A 21,885-nucleotide genomic window follows, 5' to 3' on the forward strand; every position below is an offset into this window, starting at 1 on the left:
TGAAGTTCAATGAGATAAGACTTACTCGTGTTAAATACTAAAACACACGAAATCAAACTATTACTTTTTCTTCCAGGTCAAAAAATTTGGTTTAACAACCACCATTGCCCAGCCCCAATTCTGAGTATTTCCAGCATTAGGTACATTCTTCAACAATTTCATTGTATCACTTGCAAATAGTTGTGAATACCCAATTTTTAAAGTGGCATATGGAAGTATTTTTTTAGAATATACAATGTCAATCTCAGTTCCCAAATAGCTATCATTTGCAAGCTCTTTATCTCCTGAAAAGTAATGTGCCTTTACTAATAAATTTGAATTACCTCCTAAGTTTGCCACAACTTTACCATATAAATCTCTTAAACCAATGGAGTTCGCATGGTTTCCTACATAAAAGTAATCCATGAATCCATTAAACTTATGGTTGGTTCCAAATATTGGAAAAAATGAACTGATTTCGCCATTAGCCATGCCGTCATCATCTCCACTTAAAATTTCATAACCCAATCCAAAAGTTGTTTTTCTTGGCTTATAATTTACCTCTAGCAACGTGTTATATGCCTGTAAATCTACACCTTCAACAAACTCACCTGTTTGCATATACAAATTGGCTAAAACCTTCCAATGAGAAGATGGTGTAATTTTCACATGAGCTCCAAAAGTTTGTCTTTGAACGTGACCACTCACTGGAACCTGTCCATTTAAATTCTGATACGCATTATTTGAAAACAGGAAACTTCCTTTAACATTGTTCCACTCCTTGTGCAGCCATAGATAAGCCATTACTTTGTAATCGAAAACTGCACGTACGTTTCCTGTATTATTTGGATCAAACAAGGTATTTTGTCTAGAAATACCATTTTGATTAAACGCCAATCCTAAATCGAATTGGAAATTATTCTTTTTATGTTTTATTAATAAAGCATCATGAAAACGCCCTTGCATTGCCCAATCTAAGCCTCCAAAAATACGTTGATCATCATATGAAAGAACTTGTCTTCCTCCCTTAAACGACCAATAATCTGAAGCTTTAAATTCCACCCATGCCTGAGTTAATGATAAGCTATTATTATCGTCTTGTGCTGATATTTGAGGATGATCTCCCCAAACACTTACATCTTGAAAACTCATATAAGCGGACAACTTTTTATCGGTATATCCAAACTTTAAACGAGCTCTTTGCTGAACAAATAGCGCTCCGCTGCTCTCCTCTTGAATCAAAGTACCAAAACCATGAGAATATTCGCCTCGAGCTCTATAATCTGCGTCAATTTTAAATTCTTGACCAATCGCATTCGATATACTGAAAATCGTAACTATACTCCATAGTAACTGTAAGCTCCAGCTTTGTAAACGTAAACTTCTTAACATATCAATAAAATCTATAATTATTCGCAGCCTTACTCTACTTTTAACTTTTCGTACAAACTTGTTATTCTATTGAATAACTTTGTTAAGTCATTACTCAAATCATAGATTTCTTTATCTCCATAGCCTTGTTTAAATAAACGTTGCTTATTTTGTTGAATACCTTCCCATTTCGCCATCACAGCTCCTAATGCATTATCTATTCTATCGTTATTAAAACTAGAAATTAACAGATCACTTAAAGCCGTATCTAATTCATTATATACCGATTTTAGCTTATTTTCAGTATTTGAAGATTTTAAATCTGGTTTGTTGGCAAAATAGTACAACGCTAATCTCTGTGATAACATTCGTTGTCTACCTGATTTATTTATAATTTGTTTTAATTCATTGTCTTCATCTGCCACATCTACATCTGCAGCATTGTTCTTCGTATTAGATTCTGAAATTACTGCATTTACAACATTGTTTGCATAACTTAATATGGTAGAATTTGTATTGATAACTTTTAAAGCGTCTTGTTTATTAGGAGATGAATTAAGAAATTTCTTATACTTCACCCAAGTATCTTTTACTTCTTTAATTTTACTTTTAGTTAAACTAGATGATGCATTTTTTTCTAAAATATTATTCTGTTTCTCAAAAATAATCTGCGTTATTTTCATATCTCTTTTCGCTTTATAGTCGGTAGGATTATTCAATAAATACAAATAAATTTTTCCCATTCTTTGGGTAAGCATTCTTTGTTTACCAGAAATATTTACTGCCTTATTAAAGCTTAATGTTCCGTATTCAGTTTGTGCAAAAGAAAATTGTATAACAAACAAAAGCACAAAAGTATACACTACTTTTATTGATTTTTTCATGATATGTGTTTTATTCTGTTGGTAAATAAGGTTGTTAGTAGTCTTTTATTTCGAACTTTTTAATTTTTCCCTCTGGAGATAAGTTAATGAGAATTAACATTGAGGCATTTTCAAACTCTACTAAAAAGTTCTTTAAATCCTCTTCCTTAAGGATAAGTTCGAAGCTCGACATTTTTCCTTTGTCTTTGTGTAAACTGTCAAGTTTCTTCTTTAGCTCTTCTGCTTGAAGGTTTTGTTGCAGAGATGTACTAAATTTTTGAAAAATAGCTTCCGATTTTTGTTCGTTAAAAGCTTTACTAATAAAGTCTAAGGTATTCTTGTAATCTTCCTCGGTTTGAGAAAATATAGAGGTAGAAAGAAATAAAGTAAAAATTAATTTCTTCATGTTACGTGGGGGGGTTAATTTAATTAGTGGGAAGGTAGTTTTTTTCATTAAACCCCAAATAAATTAACTGTGTTTCAACACGTTAGATCGACGAGATGCATTTACCTATAGACTAATGGATATCAACAAGTTAGTCTTAAATAGACTCTAAAAAAATAAAAAGGAAGATTGAAAATAAAAATTACAAAACAATTACCCCATAGGAGTTGTATGTCCCTGAATATAAAAAGCAACCGCAAAGGCGATAACACTTACAATTATTCCAATCATAAAAACAGTGTATGTTGTTCTTAATATATTGTACTTCCTATTCAATACCAACCCTAAAAAATATAAATCCTTTGTTAATGACCCATACAAGTAATCTCTATCCTTCAACATTTCATCCATTGCCCATTCAAATTCGGAAAGACTCATTTTATGAAAGTTCCCAAAAAAGATAAGATTCACTTTCTTTTGAGCCACGTCTTCTTTCGTAAATTTCCCTTGAGTAATATTAGGCCTAGTAGCCAAAATTGATAATACAATTGAAACTACAGTAAATACTATGAAAATAATACTTGGTATTACTAAATACGAATTTGAAGGGTTATCTAGTTTCGGTATAAGAGTTGATAAAGCCATTGAAATAATAATCGCATTTACGGAAAGTAAAATATTAGCTTTAGTATCAGCAATATCACTCAATGTAATATGATTTCGTAATGCTACTCTAAACATTGTTTCAATACCTCTCTCTGGCAACTCTATTTTATTTTTCTTAAAAGCTAGCTCTTCTTTTTTCTGCTTCATTTTCGAAAGCTCTTGATTCACCTTCTTTTCACTCTTAAGCAGTTGAGCCAAATTTTTACCTTTTTGTTTTTCCCAAGACTTTATAGCTGATTTGGTATAAAACTGATGCCCTGAACTTAAAAAACTAATGTTATTCGCAATCCATTCAGAATCAGAAAAATTAATGTTTTTTGTAAGCTCTAGTTCTTTTCTCAGAAGTTCTGAAAACTCGTCATAATTTTTACTTCCTAAATGAGAACAATCCGCATCTCTCAAAACCTTACCAACTAAAGTTTCAGGAATTGCTGACATTCGAGTTGCTAAGATCGCTTCGCTGACTTTCGGTATTAAATCTTCTTTACCTTCCTTTTTTAAAAACTCTGAGGCAATGCCTACACTTTCTTCTTCATGAGTTGTTAAACTTTTAGAGTACCCAGTATCATGAAACCATGCAGACACAATCAAAGCCTCCAAATCTTCTCCTTCTATTTTTTCCGACTCTCCAAGTTCTTTAGCCTTTTCAACAACTCTTTGGGTGTGAGCTATACTGTGGTAAACAAATTTCTTTTCTAAATTATTATTTAAATAGTCCAATGCATAGCTCTCAGCTTTCTCTAAAAAAACACTCATTATTTATCTCCTTTAAGATGTAAAAGTAACTAATCTTTGGCATTTTTAATAATCATTTGAATTTCAACACCATGAACATCAAATCTTTTTATAAACACCTTTTATTTTTAAGGTCTCTTTCTCTATAAGAATATGATCAATATAGAACCTTGTTCATAACCAGATTTAAATAGTTTTAATATATTAGCTTAGAAAACATCCCTTCGTTAAATTTATTATAACCTTATACATCAGTGATACTGACATAGAAAGAACTATCAAATGACGAAATATTTTAATCTGACCTTGTTATTATTTTTTATAACTCTTAGTTTGTTTGCTCAACAAACTGAAAAGAAAGATGCTTTTACGAACCTTACTGATGGCCCTTACGTTTTTATTGAAAATGATCAACTCGTTGAGAAAAATATTATTGATGGAGAAGTCATTATAAAAAAACTACCAAAAGGAACTTACCCTCTTAGTTTTAAAGATGAAAAAAGCACCTTTAAAAATATAAAAAAGGTCGTAGCATTAAGCGACATTCATGGTCAATACGATTTAGCCGTAGAGCTTTTAAAGAACAACAAAATTGTCGATAAGAACTTAAACTGGAAACTTGGTAAAGGGCATTTAGTTATTGTTGGTGATATTTTTGACAGAGGTCCAAAAGTAAATGAAATGTTATGGCTTATTTATAAGTTAGAGCAGCAAGCAAAAAAGAAAAAAGGAAAGGTACATTTCTTATTAGGAAATCATGAGTATATGGTTCTATTTGGAGACGATCGATATGTAAACAAAAAATATAAAAGAACTTGTGATTTATTAGGAACTGATTATAAAGGTTTGTATGGAAAACAAACGGTTTTAGGTAGATGGCTTCGTTCAAAAGCTACCATTTTAAAAATTGATAGTAACAGCTTTGTTCATGGTGGTATTTCTAAAAAATTTATTTCAAATGGATATAATCATGAGAAGGTTAATGAAATTATGAGAAATTCAATTGACCGTAGTAAAAAGGAAATGAGAGCAACGGATTTTTATGCTACTTATTTCGGTAAATACGGACCTATTTGGTATCGAGGATATTTTAGAGATAATTTACCTGAAAGTGAAATTGATTCTATTTTGAATGATACTAACTCTGATCATATTGTTGTTGGGCATTGTTCCAATAAGGAAGTTGTTCAATTATACCATCACAAAATCTTTGGTGTCGATTCCAGTATCAAAAGAGGCAAATACGGTGAGGTTTTATTCATTAAAAATGGAAAAAAATTCTCAAAAGGAACTCTAGAAGGGAAAAAGAAAAAATTTAAAGAAAAATACTTATCCAATTAATGTAAAAAGTTGCGCCCAAAAAGTGAAAATACAATTATTGCCAATATCATTGGATATAAAGTAAAAAAGATTGAATACCGCGAAGTGAATCATCACTTTCGGGAATTTTACTGCGATGGTTTTGATTGTTTTGATTTTTCCATAAACGTTCAGATGAAGAATAATTTTTGGTGGCATTTAGCATGGAAAGACGAAGAGTATTTTGAATTCGGAGAAGGTCATTACCCTACAAATAAACATATCGCCTCTGATAAAATTAAAACTTGTGATGCTACGGAAAGATGGATCCATGTTTTAAATCTGCCAATTGTTGATTTTAAAATCATGTACATTGATTCAACAGGCTACATCCCTTCTCGAATAAGAATTCAGTTTAAAAATGATAAATCAATCACACTGCTAATCGCTGAAGAATTAAGCTTAGGAGAAACAACACCCAGTAACTTAGACTATAAAATGTCTGGAATACTATATGTTATCTATGATGACCTTTTGAAGTGAATAATCTTGTTTCCAAATAGTTTACTCTTCCATAGAAAACAAAAAGACTGCCCTTTCGGACAGCCTTTTAGGACTAATTAAATCAATCTAACCATATTACACTGAACTAGTTTTGTTTTGCCCACCACAACGGAGTGAACACAGAATCTTCTCCTCCAAGTAAACCGACTGCCTGTGAATATCCATTCGGCACATTATTTTCAAAAGAAGATGGGTATTTTAATCTTTGTGGGAAAAAACCTACTTGATTTGTCAAATAATTACTCCTTGTCAAGGTTGGTAAATTAGTTAGGGGATCTTCAACTGCTGGATTTTCGAAAAATGGCAAGCCTAATCTTCTGTGGTCACTCCAAGTTTCTAATGGTAACCAAGGTGTTTGAGCTATAAACTTTTGGGTTATTATCTTGTTTAAAAGATCATTTTTAACAGTTCCGTTTCTATAGATAGTATTTACTGGATACCTAAAATCAAAAGTACCTGCAACATTAGTATATCCATCGGTATAATTCATAGTAACCGTAGCTGGAGGTTCAGCTGTATGTGTCCAACTTACAGAAGTTCCTGCCCTATTATAGCTAGTTGAACTTATATATGCCCCAGCATATTGAGATACGTCAGTATATGTGAAACTCTCGATTATTCCTTTTTCATAGGCATCCTTCCCACTCATAGGAACATTCCATCCTCTAACAGCTGCTTCCGCTATTAAGAAATATGATTCCCATGAGGCAAAAAAGACACGTTTATTTTCTCCTTGTCTATACTTGTTTACCAATCTAGGCGTAGTTGAAGGATAACGTAATCTGTTTTTTGCTCCAGTATCTCCCCAAGATCCTATCGAAAAGGTATTCCAAGTAAATGCTCCGTCAATGTCTTCTAATACCGTACCGTCATCATTTAACAAAGATCGTACTGTATTATGAGTTTGTCCGATATTCCAAGATGGATAACTATTAAATTGTGGATTATCAAAATCTCCAGGAATGGCAAAATTGGCATAAGCTCTTGGGTCTATGGCATCATACAATCCATCAAACCAAAAACCTTTAGAAGGATTGTTGGTATATTCTGTAAAATGGTTTTCATATTTCACTCCCATATAATCAGAAGGCTTAATATAACCATGCTTATCAGCGGATAACTGATCAACTGATCTCACTCCACCTAAACCAATCATTAAATTATTTAATGTTGGAGACAAATATTGCATGTTCCATTCTCTGGTCATAACACCTGTAAAATCATTCCACCCTCCATCTTCCTGTACTTGGAAATTTTCACCTAAAGTAGCAATATAACCACCTGTCACGGCTTCTTCGAATTCCTGTCTCGCCTTTGTCTCATCGACTTCGGATAACCTCATTGCTAATCGCATTCTAAGAGAATTCCCATATTTCTTCCATTTGGAATAATCGTAGCCAAAAGCTGGATCTAAATTACTATTTGGTTTTGTTGGTTCCGATTCATCAATAGCATTTGTTGCCTCTTTTAGCTCCTCTAACATATGATAATATACTTCTTTAACACTGTTATATTCTGGATTTTCTCCTTCAAAACCTTCTACTGGAATTGGCCCAAAATTATCTGTCATTTCACTCATAATATAGGCTCTCCATATTCTTGCAATTTGTTTCAAATTATTGGTATATGCCTTTCCTTTACCTGAAGATATATGCTTGTCAGCAATAATAACCGCATTAGTAACGTCTTTTAACCAAGTAGATACGTAACCATTATAGTAATCACTTGACCAAGAGTCACTAGAATACCCTACTGGTAAGGAGTTAATTCTATCCATTCTTCCAGCTGCTTTCCAGTATAGTACGAATACTCTTTCAGCAATATGAGGATTTTGTTGCGCTCCTCCAATAGATCTATTTATAAAGTACTCTACTTGTACTTGATCTTCTGATGCTGCCAAGGGGTCAACATTTATTTCTTCAAAATCAGAACATGAAAAAAGAAACAAAGCTCCCAACAACAGCAACACTTTATTTTTTATTACTTTCATAATTATTAGTTTTTATTCTTAAAAATTGATAGACGCATTAAAAAATAGCGTACGTGTTGTAGGAGATGACAAATACTCAAATCCTGTTGCATTGGTTCCAGTGGCAAACACGGATTCTGGATCAACCCCATTCAAATGACTCTTAATCATCCAAACATTGTTTGCCGAAACTCCTAGCTTCGCTCTTTTAATGAACGTTTTAGCCAACCATTTTTGAGGAAGTTTATAACTTACATTAATGTTTCTCAATCGAATATTGGTAGCATCATAGATATTAGCTTCAGCAATACCTAGGTTACCAGAACTTGATGTAATTGCGCCCCATAGTACTTGTGGAGAAACGGCTGTTGTATTTGGAGTATATCCTCCATTTCCATCTTCAACAACCCCTCCAAAAACAATATCTTCTCTTCCTCCATTAACTACCGTTTTAGCTGCACTTCCTGATGATTGTAAAACCATGTTCGTTCCAGAAAAAATTTCGCCACCAATTCTAGCATCAATTAAAAAGCTAAAAGAAACATTTTTATAAGAAAAGCTATTAGTAAACCCAATTAACGCATCTGGTTGTTGAGATCCTAATGTGTGACTAGAATCCTCTACTCCAGAAGGTAACCCGTTCGCATCAACAATTATTTGTCCATTATATTGACTATTTGGGTCATCAACTCTTCTATATCTTGTTCCTCTAATTTCACCATATTGTCCTCCAGCAATTGCTAATATTGCTAGGTTATCAAAACCTCCTAATCTAAACTGAGTAACATCATCCGTAAGTCGTTCAATCGTGTTTTCATTTTTAGAGTAGTTTAAACTAGAGTTCCATGAAAATCCTTCTTCATTTTTAAATATATCCGCTGATAAGGTTAACTCAAAACCTTTATTTTGAATATCTCCAGCATTAATTTTTCTTGCGCTAAAACCACTGAAAGGGTCCATAGCTATATCTAATATTTGGTTTGTGGCATTAGACTTATACCATGTAAAATCAACTCCGATTCTGTTATTTAAAAAACGTCCTTCAAATCCAAATTCTAAGGATCTTATAAGCTCATTTTTAATATCTGGATTATACAAAACATCTCCTGTAGTTGCAGTTGTGTTTCCATTAGAGTCTTTTCCAATAGAATAAACATTATAAAGTTGATAAGGATTTAAATCGTTTCCTACTGTAGCATAAGAACCTCTTATTTTTCCAAAACTTAACCATTCTGGTAAAGAACCTCCATTTTTTCTTATCATATCTGTAAAAACTAAAGAAGTACTAAAAGATGGGTAAAAGAATGATCTATTAGATTTACTCAATGCTGAAGACCAATCGTTTCTTCCAGTGATATCTACAAATAAATAACCATCGTAGTTTAACTGAAGCATTCCATAAACAGAGTTTATCTTCTTTTCAGAAAAATTTTGAGTTACTGAAGGTCTATTCACTCCATTGTTTAACTCAAACAAATCTGGCACCTCTAATTGTCCTGCACTTGAATGAATACCGCTCCTTCTTTGATGCATTAAATTTCCTCCAATTGAAACCGTACCTCCAAACTTTCCAAATAGGTTGTCTTTTGAAGCTACTGCCAAAGCACTGAAATTCTTTTCTATAAATGTATTTTTTCCTAAACTATAAGTACCATTAGGATTAGAGCGACTTCCAGCGTAAAGTTTACTTTCAGTATTGTTTGTATATAAATCTGCTCCTCCTTTTAGTTCAACACTTAACCAATCATTAATTTGGTTTTTTAAAGATGCATTTAATAAAAAGCGATCCCTTGTTCCAACTCTCATGTTTTTCTCAGCTGCCCAATATGGATTAATTGCGTTGCTATTAGGCAAATACCAAATCATATTTCCATTTTCATCAGTATGATCTCTTAAACTGGTAATATCAACAGTTCTCGGTAGCCCTACAATATTCCCAAAAACATTGTTTAAGTTATTACCATTTAAAGGTCTGTTTTCCGCTTTTGTATTTATGTATTGTACCTTTATATCAGTAGTCCAACTTTTGTTTGGTCCAAATTTCGCTACCGCTCTCGTCGACAAGTTTAATTTTTCTAACGTTGCTCCTGGAATATTGCTATCATCATCTACATAACTTAACGATGAATACATAGACATATCTTCACTTACTTGCTGCTGGAAAGAAAGATTATGAGTCTGATTAACTCCTCCTCTGAAATAATTTTTAATATTATCGCGAGCAGCATATGGTTCATTTATACCCTGCCAATTTTCAAGAATTTGACCTTCAATTCTTGGTCCCCAACTTGAAGTTGCTTCTCTATCATAAATTCCCTGACTTCCTTGCCCAAATGAATTCTGTAGCTCTGGAGTAATAAAGATATTTTGTATTCCTGTAGTTACTGAATAAGAAATTCCTAATCCATTTTGTTTTTTTCCAGTTTTAGTGGTAATCAAAATTACTCCATTACCAGCTCTCGATCCGTACAAAGCAGCAGCCGAAGCTCCTTTTAGTACTGACATGCTTTCAATATCTTCTGGATTTAAATCTTGCAATCCATTTCCTAAATCTTCAGTAGGATTGAAAAAATCATTATTGGATGCCCCTGTAAAATTATCCATTGGAATTCCATCCACTACAATTAAAGGTTGGTTATCACCAGTAAGTGAATTATTTCCCCTTAAAATGATTTTAGATGATCCTGCAGGTCCGTTACTTCCTCTAAGAATTTGTACTCCCGCTACTTTTCCAGTTAATGCATTAGAAATGTTAGTTTCTCCCGTTTCGGCTATCGCTCCCCCTTTAAGTTCCTGGACGGAGTATCCTAATGCTTTTCTTTCTCTTTTTATTCCTAAAGCAGTTACAACTACTTCGTTTAATGTTTCACTGCTTTCTGCAATAGAAACATTTAGTGTACTTTTTCCTTGAATAGATACCTCCTTAGTTTCGTATCCCAAAAAAGAAAATTGCAGCACAGCGTTTTTAGATGAAACACTAATGCTGTATTTACCATCAATGTCTGTCAATGCCCCGTTTGAAGTCCCCCTCTCTAACACATTAACACCAGGAAGCGGGCTACCATCATTTTGATCAGTGACCGTTCCCTTTACCACTACTTTTTGAGCATATAGACTTTGTGCCGTAAAGGCCAAAACTATAAGTAAAAGTTTCAGTATTTTTTGAATCATGTGAAATTATTTTTAGTTAAACATTTTTAAAGGAAGAAAAAAACGTGTTTTTCAAATGAATAATTTCGACGTATGACTAATCTACCGAGGTGTTGGAGACTATCTTGTTAGCTTATAAATATTAACATTTTGAATGGTTTATCTTGTTAGGGTAACAGAATGAGTCCGTTAAGTGTTAGACAAAAAAACAGGTAATAAACTATTATTACCTGTAACCTTTGATCTATATTATTTAAAGTGAGTTCAAATTTGACTTAACTCCATTTACAACCTGAAATCACAAATGGAATGTTAAAATAACTAGTAAGCTTTCTAATTCATTGCCTTCTTATTTTTCTTAACTATTTAATGATTTTGTTTTAAAACATACTCTACAATTATAGGAAAGTGATCAGAAATATATTTTTCATTACACATATCATTTATTGTTATATAGCTTTTAGTTTTAAAACTCGGACTTCCGAAAACATAATCAATTCTTTTTTCTTCTATATTATCAATTTTAAACCCATTAAAAGTTCCCTCAGTTCCTTTAACTATTGTTGCTTCTTTTTTAGAATCTCTTAAAAATTTATTTAACATTAATATTGGTTCTTCAAATGGTAAAACATTTAGATCTCCCATTAAAACAACAGGTATTTTATTATTTGTTAATTTCTTTATTTTATTTTCTATTAACTTGACACTTTCTACTCTACATTTTTTCCCTAAGTGATCAAAGTGGGCATTCATAATGAGTATCTTCTTTTTTGTATTGTGATTTTCAAAAACACCATAAGTACATATTCTTTCTAATGCTGCATCCCAACCTACAGATACCTCTTCTGGTTTTTCAGATAACCAAAATGTTCCTTCTTTAACAACTTTATGTTTCAGTGTGTCATAAAAAATTGCACAATATTCACCTTTTGTTCTCCCATCTTCTCTTCCTACACCTATCCTTTTATAACTTGATAAACTTTTATCCAAAAATGTAATTTGATGATTTAATCCTTCCTGAGTACCAAGTATATCTGGGCTGTATTTTAGCACCTGCTTATAAAGTTCATCTTTCCTGTTATCCCATTTATTAATTCCATCAGCAAGGTTGTCATAACGAATATTATAAGTCATTACCGTAAAAGTTGTATCATTTGAACTACAACTAAACATTCCTAAAACGGTAAAAAGCAAAATACCTCTTATAAAATAACTCATATTCATTTAGTTTTTATTGTAAGTTAAATAAGCTGACACCAACCAATGATTCAATTTATCACCATTAGCTTCAGTTGCAGGAATGACTATTTTAATAGTGTGTTTCCCTTTTTCTACCATTCCTAAATTAATTACATAAGGAGCTACAGAAGATCCTGGGCACCAATTAGATCTTGACAAGTCAGAAGACGCTATTCTTTCCTCTATTTCTTTTACTTTATATGCTTTTGCTTTAAAATCAATATAGGATGCTGAATCCTTTTTTAACCAAACTCCTGAAGTAGGATTAAACCTTCTAAAAGAAGCACAATCATCTCTCCATGGGATAGTATCTAACACCATTTTCCTATTAAAATAAACACTATTTTTTATTTTAATAAACTCATCCCCTCCACTATGTCCACCATGACCAGTCGTTGTATAATATAGTTTTACATTTTTTGAATTATGAGGTAAATCAAATTCTATACTTAGTTCTTCTTTGGCAAAATTATCGGGTAAAGACTGACCTTTTACATAATATACGGAGTTCACTAAAGGTAAAATTTCAGGTGTTTTTAGCGGTCTATTACTAAAATTAAGCTCGAGATCACAGCTATAACCTTCTTTGGTCCAAGTATCAATCCACACGCCAATATAAACTTCTTTCTGAAGAGCATTAAGTAAATGGGAAATATCTTGTTTCCAAACTACTTCTTTTTCCCAAACTGGAATATAAACAGGTTTTCTATGCTTCCCTTTATCATTGCTATAATGTCCTACTCCAAAAGGAGTCATAAACCTCAATAATTCTAGAGCGGGTGTATATGTTTCAGTTAACTTTACTCCACCATGTTCCTTCCCAAAGTATGATTTCTTTGGAAATTTTGATTTCCCTTCAGAAACATTCAATATATGTATGTTATCAGGATTTGTAATAACAAAACATGAACCAGACTTATCCCATCTATCACCATTGGATCTTACCGTCAATTTTAATGTTACATCAGTACCTTTTTTAAAGTGAGGTATCGCCACTTTTTTATAAATAAGTCTTCCACTTTGTAAGCGTTTTTCCTCAATATCTTGGCTTTTATCTCCGTTAAAATTTATTAGATTGTTTTTAAAAACATTCACGTTAACTGGCGTTCGTTGAGCCGTTATTTTAGCAATTAAAAATAGTACTATCACCAGTGTTATTTTTCTCTTCATTTTCTACTGTTTTGTTTGGATTTTAATATTGGATGCATTGACCAGCTTCTCATGAGAAATAAAATAATTATTTACTGTTTTCCCATTCACTTGTATGCTATGAATATTTGCTTCTTTAGATCCCTTTCTCGTTATTATTAGTTTTTCTTTTTTGTAGTATTTAGGGTTTAATTTAATTGTGATTTTATCAAACATTGGTGTTGTAATCGTGTAAATAGGTTCTGCTGGTGATATAGGGTATATGCCCATCATTGCGTATAATAACCAAGCAGACATTGTACCTGTATCATCATTTCCAGGAAGCCCTCCTGATTTATTCTGAAAGTATTCCTTCACTAAGGACCTCACTTTGTTTTGACTTCTCCACTCTTCTCCTTTTACATAATTGAATAAAAATGGATACCCAATATCTGGTTCATTGGCCATATCAAATTGATTTAATTTGAAAACTTTTTCTAATTGATTTATAAATTGATTCTTTCCGCCCATCATTTTAATAAGTCCTTTAATATCATGAGACACCATGAATGTATATTGCCATGAATTTCCTTCTATAAATCCGAGATTCTTCTGAAAATTAGCACCTCTTTCTGGATCAAAAGGTGAAACCCAGGAACCATCAGCATTTCTAGGTCTAAGTAGCTTAATTTTCTTATCTAAAAAGTTTCTATATGATACAGAGCGTTTTTTAAATTTTTGGTAATCTGTTTTCTTACGTAGTGCCTTTGCCAATTGAGAAATGGCAAAATCCGCAATATTATATTCTTGAGTTGTAGACACAGAACCACTTTTAGTAGTACCCGTATTTAAATATCCTTTTTCTAAATAATCTTTTATTCCTGGTCTTAAAGGGTTATTCTCTATTTGAGTAGCACTCTTTAACATAGCTTCATAAGCCAACTCCACATCAAAATCTTGAATTCCTCTTAAATAAGTATCTGCAATTACAATTCCAGCAGGATCACCAACCATTGTGGTAGTTTCTGTTGCATTTAACTCCCATTTTGGCAACCAACCAGATTCCTTGTAAATAGCCAACATACTTTTTACCATATTTGATTGCTGTTCAGGATAAACCAATGACATCAATTGATGGAGGTTTCTATAAGTATCCCAAAACGAAAATACCGTAAAACGTGTTCCTGTAGTTTTTAAAGTTTCTCTGGTGCCCATTTTAGGGTATTCTCCATTAACATCATTCAAGGTATTAGGATGAATTAGTGTATGGTATAAGGCTGTATAAAATATAGTTTTATCATCTTCTGTACCTCCTTCAACAGCTATTCTGGACAACAGGTTATTCCATTCTTGTTGAGCTTTAATTTTAACCGAGTTAAAATTTAATCCATCCGTTTCTTTTTCCAGATTTTCTCTGGCGTTTTCAATACTCACATAAGAAACACCAATCTTAACTTCAACAGAAGCTGGCTTTTCAAAATTATACGAAAAATAGGTACCAATACTATCTCCTACAACCTCTTTGAAGTAGTTTTTGTAGAACCTTTTTTTTCCATTGTACCCCATCCATTGCGCTTCTACTCCCTGTTGCTTTTTAGTTTTTTTCCAGACTCCAAATGATGATGCCGGTTTACTAAATCTGGCCACAAAATAAACAGGATACGTTTCATTTGGTTTATAATAACAAAAAGCTCCTACATTACGATACCCTTCTATCTCATTTGGAGATACTATTTTCACTGACGCCCCCTCTTCATTTGTAAGCCCCAGTCCTAAGTTTAATAAAATATGTGATTCTCCCTTTGGAAAGTTGTACTTTGATATTCCAACACGAGTAGTAGCCGTCGTCGCTACTTTTACTTTGTATTTATTTAATTCAACACTATAAAAACCAGGCTTGGCTACTTCATTTTTATAACTACTTCCATATTTATTAAAATCGGTCTCCAGTTTTCCAGTAATAGGCATGGTTAAAATCACTCCTAAATCCGGACAACCGACCCCACTTAAATTTACATGAGAAAACCCTGTTAAAAAAGTATTCTCTTTAACGTATGGATTTGAAAGCCACCTGCTATCTTTTTCTAAAGGTAGATTTTGTTTCCCTGCAACATTAAAAGGAGAAACACTAACCATACCTCTTGGTACTATTGCTCCTGGGTTGGTAGCCCCGTAATTGGATGTACCTATAAATGGATTGACATAGTTGGTATAGTCTTGAGAAAAAATGATGGTTGAATATAAAAGCATTGAAAATATCAATGTATAAAGAGTTCTGCTTCTATTCATAATTCGTGAAAATTTCATATTACTTAAAACTCTATTCATAAATAGAGTCTTTTTACACTAGACATAACTGCCGCTAATCTTAAATAAAACATCAAGGAAACAACAGAGTTTTGACAAAATGTTTTTCCCTTTATTAATAAATGTTATTGCATGGTAACTGACATTATTGAATCTTAAAAAATCTTATTCTTTTTTGTCACTTAATGAATACGGACGAGCATTATTGCTTGAACCCCAATTTTGATTTGGTACGTCTCCCATTTCAAAAACTAGCTCTCCTCCTTCTTGAATCGTTGAATAAGATATCCAATTGGTATCAAAACTCTTATTATTTAATGTCGTCGATTGTATGTATTTATTCTCATTTGAGTTACCTTGCCCCTTAATTGTAAATATTTTCCCATTTTGAAGAGTTATCTCTGCTTCTTCAAATAAGGGTGCTCCAATTACGTATTGATTTACTCCTGGAGTAACCGGATAAAAACCTAATGAACTAAAAACATACCATGCAGAAGTTTGTCCATTATCTTCATCTCCACAATAACCGTCAGGTGTTGGTGTGTATAATTTTGTTAATACATCTCTAATTTTCTCTTGTGTTTTAAATGGTTTCCCTGCATAATTATATAGATAAATCATATGTTGAATAGGTTGATTACCATGTGCATAATTTCCCATATTTACAATTTGCATTTCTCTAATTTCGTGTATGGTAAATCCGTAGTAAGAATTGTCAAATTTTGGAGGCATCTCAAAAACTTCATCCAATTTTTCAACAAAATTTTGTTCTCCCCCCATTAAACTCATTAAGCCTTTTATATCATGAAAAACCGACCATGTATAATGTAAACTATTACCTTCAGTAAAGGCATCTCCCCATTTTAAGGGATTAAATGGAGTTTGAAAGGTTCCATCTTCATTTTTACCTCGCATCCATTTTGTTTCTTTATCGAACAATTTTTTATAATTCATTGATCGTTTGTAATATTCATTAGCTACAGAATCCTTCCCTATTTTCTTTGCCATTTCAGCAATAGTAAAATCAGCATAAGCATACTCTAAAGTTCTTGCAGCATTTTCATGAATGCCAACATTATAAGGTACATATCCAAGTTTGTTGTAATACTCAACTCCTTCTCTACCTACCGAATTAATAACTTTGCCATTGGACGTTGGTCTTCCTTCTGAAGTAGTTGCGTTTTTCAATATGGCTTCAAACAAAACATCTACTTCTTTTATGCTAACATTTTTCAAAAATGCGTCTGCAATAATCGGAGCTGAATTGGAACCTACCATTACATTTCTATGTCCAGGACTTGCCCATTCCGGTAGCCATCCAGACTCTTTATATGTATTGGCTAGACCTTCCATTATTTTACTATTTAACTCTGGGTACATTAAGTTGAAAAAAGGAAATACCGCTCTAAAAGTATCCCAAAAACCGTTATCTGTAAACATATACCCATTTTCAATCTTACCATTGTAAGGGCTGTAGTGAACAACTTTATTTTCTTTATTTATCTCATAAAAGCTTCTTGGAAATAACAATACTCTATACAAGCAAGAATAAAAAGTTTTTATGTTATCTGTATTGGTATCTTTAATTTGAATTCTGCCCAGTTCCTCTTCCCATAAATTCTTAGCTTTTGTCTTTGTTTCTTCAAAGCTATCGTTCCCTATTTCGCGTTCCAGATTTAATGTTGCCTGTTCCAAGCTAATAAATGATGAAGCCACTTTTACGTGTACTTTTTCACCTTTCTTTGTTTTAAACCCAATGATTGCTCCTACATGTTTTCCTTCTTGAAATGCACTATTTTCAACTAGCTTCCAATCGTTTTTCCAAGTATGATTTATCTCAAAATCTTTATCAAACTGGGCTACAAAATAGTTTTTAAAATTTTCGGGTACACCTCCATGGTTGTTTTTACAATATCCAATAATTTTCCTTTCTTCTGGTATAATTTTAACCATTGACCCTTTGTTAAAAGCATCTAATAAAATGTATGACTCTTCTGAATCTGGAAAGGTAAATTGGAAATGAGCTGCCCTGGAAGTAGGTGCTACCTCTGCCACTACATCATAATCGGCTAAATACACCTGATAAGAATAAGGTTTTGCCGTTTCTGCTTTATGAGAAAACCATGAAGCCCTTTTATCTTCATTAAATTTTAAACTTCCGGTAATTGGCATAAAAGAAAAAGCTCCATAATCGTTTAACCAAGGACTTGGTTGATGGGTTTGCTTAATCCCTCTAATCTTATGTTCATCATATTTATAAGTCCAACCGTCTCCCATTTTTGAAGTCATTGGAGTCCAAAAATTCACTCCCCATGGTGTTGCAATTGCCGGGTATGTATTTCCATTTGATAATTCAAAAGAAGAATCTGTTCCCATTAAAGGGTTCACATAATCAACTACATATTTTTTCTCTGTTGAAATTTCTTTATCAGCTTCCTTTTCTTTGCATGCTAACGCCAGTATTATAAACAACACGTATCCCCAATTTTTCATTTGTTTATTTTTTAGTTTATCAATTTAACTCCACAGCATTACCATGCCCTCTATATAATTTAAGTTTGTTTTCCAGCGAAACTTCTATAATAGTAACATAAGGATCCAAACTTTCTTGCTTAGGTATATTTATACGTAAAATACCTGGGATGTTATTCCATGAGGCTCCTCCATTTCTGGTATATTTTAGATGCTCATTGGTACCTACAACTTTTATCGATGTTACTTTATTTTGAATTCCTTTTAAAGAAATATAATTCTTGGGACTATCAAAAACACATAAGTATAGTTTATTCTTCTCTTTATTTAGTAGAGTTGGTCCATAAAAATGGCCATAAGGAATCCCTGCTTCACTATTAAAAACAACATCATGATGTTTTTTAATCCAATTTCCTAAAACAACTAATTTACTTTCTTGTTCTACTGGTATACTACCATCTGGTTTCATTCCTATGTTTAAAAGTAAATTTCCTCCAGAAGCTATTACTTCAACAAAAGTTCTAATTATTTGCGAATTAGGCTTATAGTTTTTATCTGAAGGAAAATACCCCCAGTTATCATTCATGGTCATACAAAACTCCCAAGCTCCATCGGGTCTAACAATAGGAACTCCTTGTTCGGGAGTACTGTAATCTCCATGTGTTTTTAGCCTCGAATTCACTATAACTTTAGGATTCCATTTTAATAGTGAATCTTTTAATGATTGAGCTCTCCATTGTTCACTTGACTTCTCCCAATCTCCATCAAACCAATACAAATCTGGGTTGTATCTTGTACTAAGTTCTTTCAATTGTCCTTTATAAAAACGAACAAATCGTTGCCATTTCTCTACATTATTTAAACCTTTCTGATGGTATTTATCTTTCGTATTGGGTCTGGGAAAAACAACCTTATAATCAGGATGAGACCAGTCGCATAAAGAGTAATACAAGCCTACTTTCAGCCCTTTGTTTCTAATTGCTTCAGCATATGGCCCTACCAAATCTCTTTTTGCAGGAGAGTTTTCTTTACTGTTTAGTTTACTTAACTTCGTATCCCACAAAGCAAAACCGTCATGGTGTTTTGTTGTTAGAACTGCATATTTTGCTCCTATTTTTTCAAATAATGTTGCCCATTTTTCTGGGTTATAATTTTTTGCTGTAAACCCTTTGGCTTGTTTCATGTAGTCTTCATAGGATATTTTCTTATGATACATTGACCAAGATTCAGAAATTCCATTAACTCCATAAATTCCCCAATGAATAAAAATTCCTAGCTTGGCATTACGAAACCATTCTAATCGGTCGTTTTCTATTTGCGATTTTTTACTTTTTTGACCGTAAAAACCAGAGATACTTAATACTATAAAACAGCAAGTTAAAATTCTTGCCTTAAAAACAATTCCTTTCATTTTTAATCAATTAAAATTTCATCAATAAACAACCATGCTCCTCGACCCTTCATTTTGTTTTGATGGCATTGTGCCTTTATTCTAATATACCTTGCCTTTTGTTTATTAAAATTAATTCTAAAGTCTTTCAGTTGAACTTCACTATTAGGTATATGTGGCCTAGATATACTTCCTACTTTCTTGTATTCTTTACCATCAACAGAAATTAAAACATCTATTTTAGTTGGAAAATAAATATCTGGTCCTTGATTCTCCACACTTCCTACAGTTACTTCACTAACTTCATTAACCTCTTTTAAATCCACTACAACATCCATATCTTTATCTAGCCAAGCTTGCCATTTTCCATCATGAAAGTTTTTAGTACCTCTTAAAATATTAACTAAGCTATGAGATCCGCTTCCCTTATAACTATCACTATATAAAGTTTTATAAATGATCTTTGCATTTACTGCCTTATGAAACTGAATTGTATCAACAAAAACCTTCCCTATCTGCTTATTCTCTTTGAATAAAGACGCCTTTATGGCTGTTGTATTGTTAATGGAAATAGGAGATTCATATTTTTTCCAGTCTTCATTTGAGTCATTGTTTAGAATAAAACGAATATCTGACTCTGAATACTCATTTTGTAAAGACAACTTAACTGTTTTATCTTCTAATTTCGCTTGCATTTTAGGAGTGATTATGTAAGAACTTTTGGAATAATTTATATCTAAAAAATCATATCTTATAAACATATCTTGAAGTCTTTTAGAAAAATCATCCCATTTTTTTGAGTTCTTTGCACTCCACAAAGTTTCTGATAAAGCCGCTAACCTAGGGTAAATCATATATTCTGAATGCGACGTTGTTGTAATAAATTCTGACCACAGGTTTGCCTGTCCTCCCAACACATGAGCCGCTTCATCTTCAGTCATTGTATCTACTACTGGATCAAACTCATACACCTTACTCAAAGGCGTATACCCCCCAAAAGCCGGTGGTTCTTCATTTTGAGGTCCTTGATAATGATCAAAATAGCAATGTGTTCCAGGTGTCATTACGACATCGTGCCCATGTTTTGCTGCCTCTATACCTCCTTTAACACCTCTCCAACTCATTACCGTAGCATCAGGAGCTAAACCTCCTTCCAAAATTTCATCCCAACCAATTAATTTTTTCCCGTTATCATTTAGGAATTTTTCGATGCGTTTTATAAAATAACTTTGAAGTTCTTCAGCATTTTCCAACTCTTCATCTTTCATTCTCTTGACACAGTACTCACATCTTTTCCAATTTGTTTTAACAGCCTCATCACCTCCTATATGAATATACTTTGAAGGAAAAACCTCCATCACTTCTTTCAATACTTCCTCTAAAAAAACAAAAGTACTTTCTTTGCCTGCACAATAGATATCTGTAAAAAGCTTCCCTCCGCCTGAAGGTACCCCTATAGGCTTTCCACCGCAAGCCAAATATGGATAGGAGGCAACTGCACTAGAAACATGTGCTGGCATTTCTATTTCTGGGATAACTTCAATTCCGTACTTCTTAGCATAAGCTACAATTTCTCTCAAGTCATCTTTGGTAAAATAACCTCCATAGGTTCCTTTTTCGCTAGGACTCACTTCTCTTCTTGTATTCCAATGAAGTTTTTCCTGATCAACTCTCCATGCACCAACTTCAGTAAGTTTAGGATACTTTTCAATTTCCATTCGCCAACCCTGATCATCAACCAAATGTAAATGAAGAACATTCATTTTGTGTAATGATAAACCTTCTATAACCTTCTTTACGTATTCTTTCTTAAAAAAATGGCGAGAGACATCAAGCATCAGTCCTCTCCATTTAAATCTTGGGGAGTCTTCTATTTTCATAGCGGGTAAGTGCCACTTAACACCTACTACTTTTTTATCTGACTCGATTTCAACGGGCAACAATTGACGTAGTGTTTGAACTCCATAAAGAAATCCATTATACGCTCCTGCCATTATTTCTATATTACTTTCAGTAATATTTATCTTATAGGCTTCCCCCTCTAGTTCACCCGATTCTTTAAATAAAATATAATTTGAATTTGGTATTTTTTCTACTGCTTTCAAATTGAACCCTGCTACCGTTTGAAACTTATCAATCAAAATAGCTGCTATCTCCTTTTCTTCTGGTTTGACTACTACAAACTCTGTATCTTCATTAAATACAAAACTCCCTTCTTCTTTTTGTATTTTATTCAACAAAGGAATAACATTCACTTCCTTAACCTCCACTTTATCAATCTTTGAACATGATGATAAGGCGCATAATAAGAAGAGTACTGTGTTAAATAATATAGGTTTCATTTTTTTACACTTTACAAATCACATTT

Annotated in this window: 14 protein-coding genes; 2 read left to right on the forward strand and 12 right to left on the reverse strand. The window is 32.8% G+C overall.

Translation table 11 applies throughout. The features are described from left to right. Positions 1 to 60 precede the first annotated feature (60 nt). From ACKTTV_RS07450 to ACKTTV_RS07465, 4 genes are all read right to left on the reverse strand, one after another. Positions 61 to 1,371 (reverse strand): alginate export family protein, encoded by a 1,311-nt coding sequence (locus tag ACKTTV_RS07450; RefSeq protein WP_408030198.1) that lies wholly within the window; start codon positions 1,369 to 1,371, stop codon positions 61 to 63. A gap of 29 nt (positions 1,372 to 1,400) precedes the next feature. Continuing rightward, positions 1,401 to 2,234, reverse strand: a complete 834-nt coding sequence (locus ACKTTV_RS07455) for a type IV pili methyl-accepting chemotaxis transducer N-terminal domain-containing protein (RefSeq protein ID WP_408030199.1) — start codon at positions 2,232 to 2,234, stop codon at positions 1,401 to 1,403. 34 nt (positions 2,235 to 2,268) lie between these two features. Further along, positions 2,269 to 2,619, reverse strand: coding sequence for a hypothetical protein (locus tag ACKTTV_RS07460; protein ID WP_408030200.1), 351 nt, complete (start codon positions 2,617 to 2,619; stop codon positions 2,269 to 2,271). A gap of 192 nt (positions 2,620 to 2,811) precedes the next feature. Next, complete coding sequence (locus ACKTTV_RS07465; protein WP_408030201.1) at positions 2,812 to 4,020, reverse strand: Pycsar system effector family protein; 1,209 nt, start codon at positions 4,018 to 4,020, stop codon at positions 2,812 to 2,814. Between the two features lie 261 nt (positions 4,021 to 4,281). Here ACKTTV_RS07465 and ACKTTV_RS07470 point away from each other — a divergent pair, with 261 nt between their 5' ends. Together ACKTTV_RS07470 and ACKTTV_RS07475 are read left to right on the forward strand one after the other, a co-directional pair. After that, the gene (locus ACKTTV_RS07470; protein ID WP_408030202.1) at positions 4,282 to 5,340 is read left to right on the forward strand and encodes a metallophosphoesterase; all 1,059 of its coding nucleotides are present in this window, start codon (positions 4,282 to 4,284) and stop codon (positions 5,338 to 5,340) included. A gap of 153 nt (positions 5,341 to 5,493) precedes the next feature. Beyond that, positions 5,494 to 5,841, forward strand: coding sequence for a hypothetical protein (locus tag ACKTTV_RS07475; protein WP_408030203.1), 348 nt, complete (start codon positions 5,494 to 5,496; stop codon positions 5,839 to 5,841). A 106-nt stretch (positions 5,842 to 5,947) separates the two neighbouring features. Here the strand turns inward: ACKTTV_RS07475 and ACKTTV_RS07480 are convergent, their stop codons facing one another. From ACKTTV_RS07480 to ACKTTV_RS07515, 8 genes are all read right to left on the reverse strand, one after another. Next, complete coding sequence (locus ACKTTV_RS07480) at positions 5,948 to 7,852, reverse strand: SusD/RagB family nutrient-binding outer membrane lipoprotein (protein WP_408030204.1); 1,905 nt, start codon at positions 7,850 to 7,852, stop codon at positions 5,948 to 5,950. 18 nt (positions 7,853 to 7,870) lie between these two features. Continuing rightward, a complete protein-coding gene (locus tag ACKTTV_RS07485; protein WP_408030205.1) occupies positions 7,871 to 11,002 on the reverse strand; it encodes a SusC/RagA family TonB-linked outer membrane protein in 3,132 nt (1,043 codons plus the stop codon). A gap of 345 nt (positions 11,003 to 11,347) precedes the next feature. Then, on the reverse strand, positions 11,348 to 12,199 hold the full coding sequence (locus ACKTTV_RS07490) for an endonuclease/exonuclease/phosphatase family protein (protein ID WP_408030206.1): 852 nt from the start codon (positions 12,197 to 12,199) through the stop codon (positions 11,348 to 11,350). A gap of 6 nt (positions 12,200 to 12,205) precedes the next feature. Continuing rightward, entirely contained in the window at positions 12,206 to 13,390 is a 1,185-nt protein-coding gene (locus ACKTTV_RS07495) for a PNGase F N-terminal domain-containing protein (protein WP_408030207.1), read from the reverse strand. A 3-nt stretch (positions 13,391 to 13,393) separates the two neighbouring features. Continuing rightward, on the reverse strand, positions 13,394 to 15,676 hold the full coding sequence (locus ACKTTV_RS07500; RefSeq protein WP_408030208.1) for a GH92 family glycosyl hydrolase: 2,283 nt from the start codon (positions 15,674 to 15,676) through the stop codon (positions 13,394 to 13,396). A 144-nt stretch (positions 15,677 to 15,820) separates the two neighbouring features. Beyond that, entirely contained in the window at positions 15,821 to 18,148 is a 2,328-nt protein-coding gene (locus ACKTTV_RS07505; RefSeq protein ID WP_408030209.1) for a GH92 family glycosyl hydrolase, read from the reverse strand. A gap of 19 nt (positions 18,149 to 18,167) precedes the next feature. Beyond that, positions 18,168 to 19,538, reverse strand: a complete 1,371-nt coding sequence (locus ACKTTV_RS07510) for an alpha-L-fucosidase (RefSeq protein ID WP_408030210.1) — start codon at positions 19,536 to 19,538, stop codon at positions 18,168 to 18,170. Between the two features lie 2 nt (positions 19,539 to 19,540). Then, positions 19,541 to 21,859, reverse strand: a complete 2,319-nt coding sequence (locus ACKTTV_RS07515; RefSeq protein WP_408030211.1) for a glycoside hydrolase family 20 protein — start codon at positions 21,857 to 21,859, stop codon at positions 19,541 to 19,543. Positions 21,860 to 21,885: the final 26 nt, after the last annotated feature.

The sequence above is a fragment of the Tenacibaculum xiamenense genome (assembly GCF_964513065.1).
Taxonomy (GTDB): Bacteria; Bacteroidota; Bacteroidia; order Flavobacteriales; family Flavobacteriaceae; genus Polaribacter; species Polaribacter xiamenense.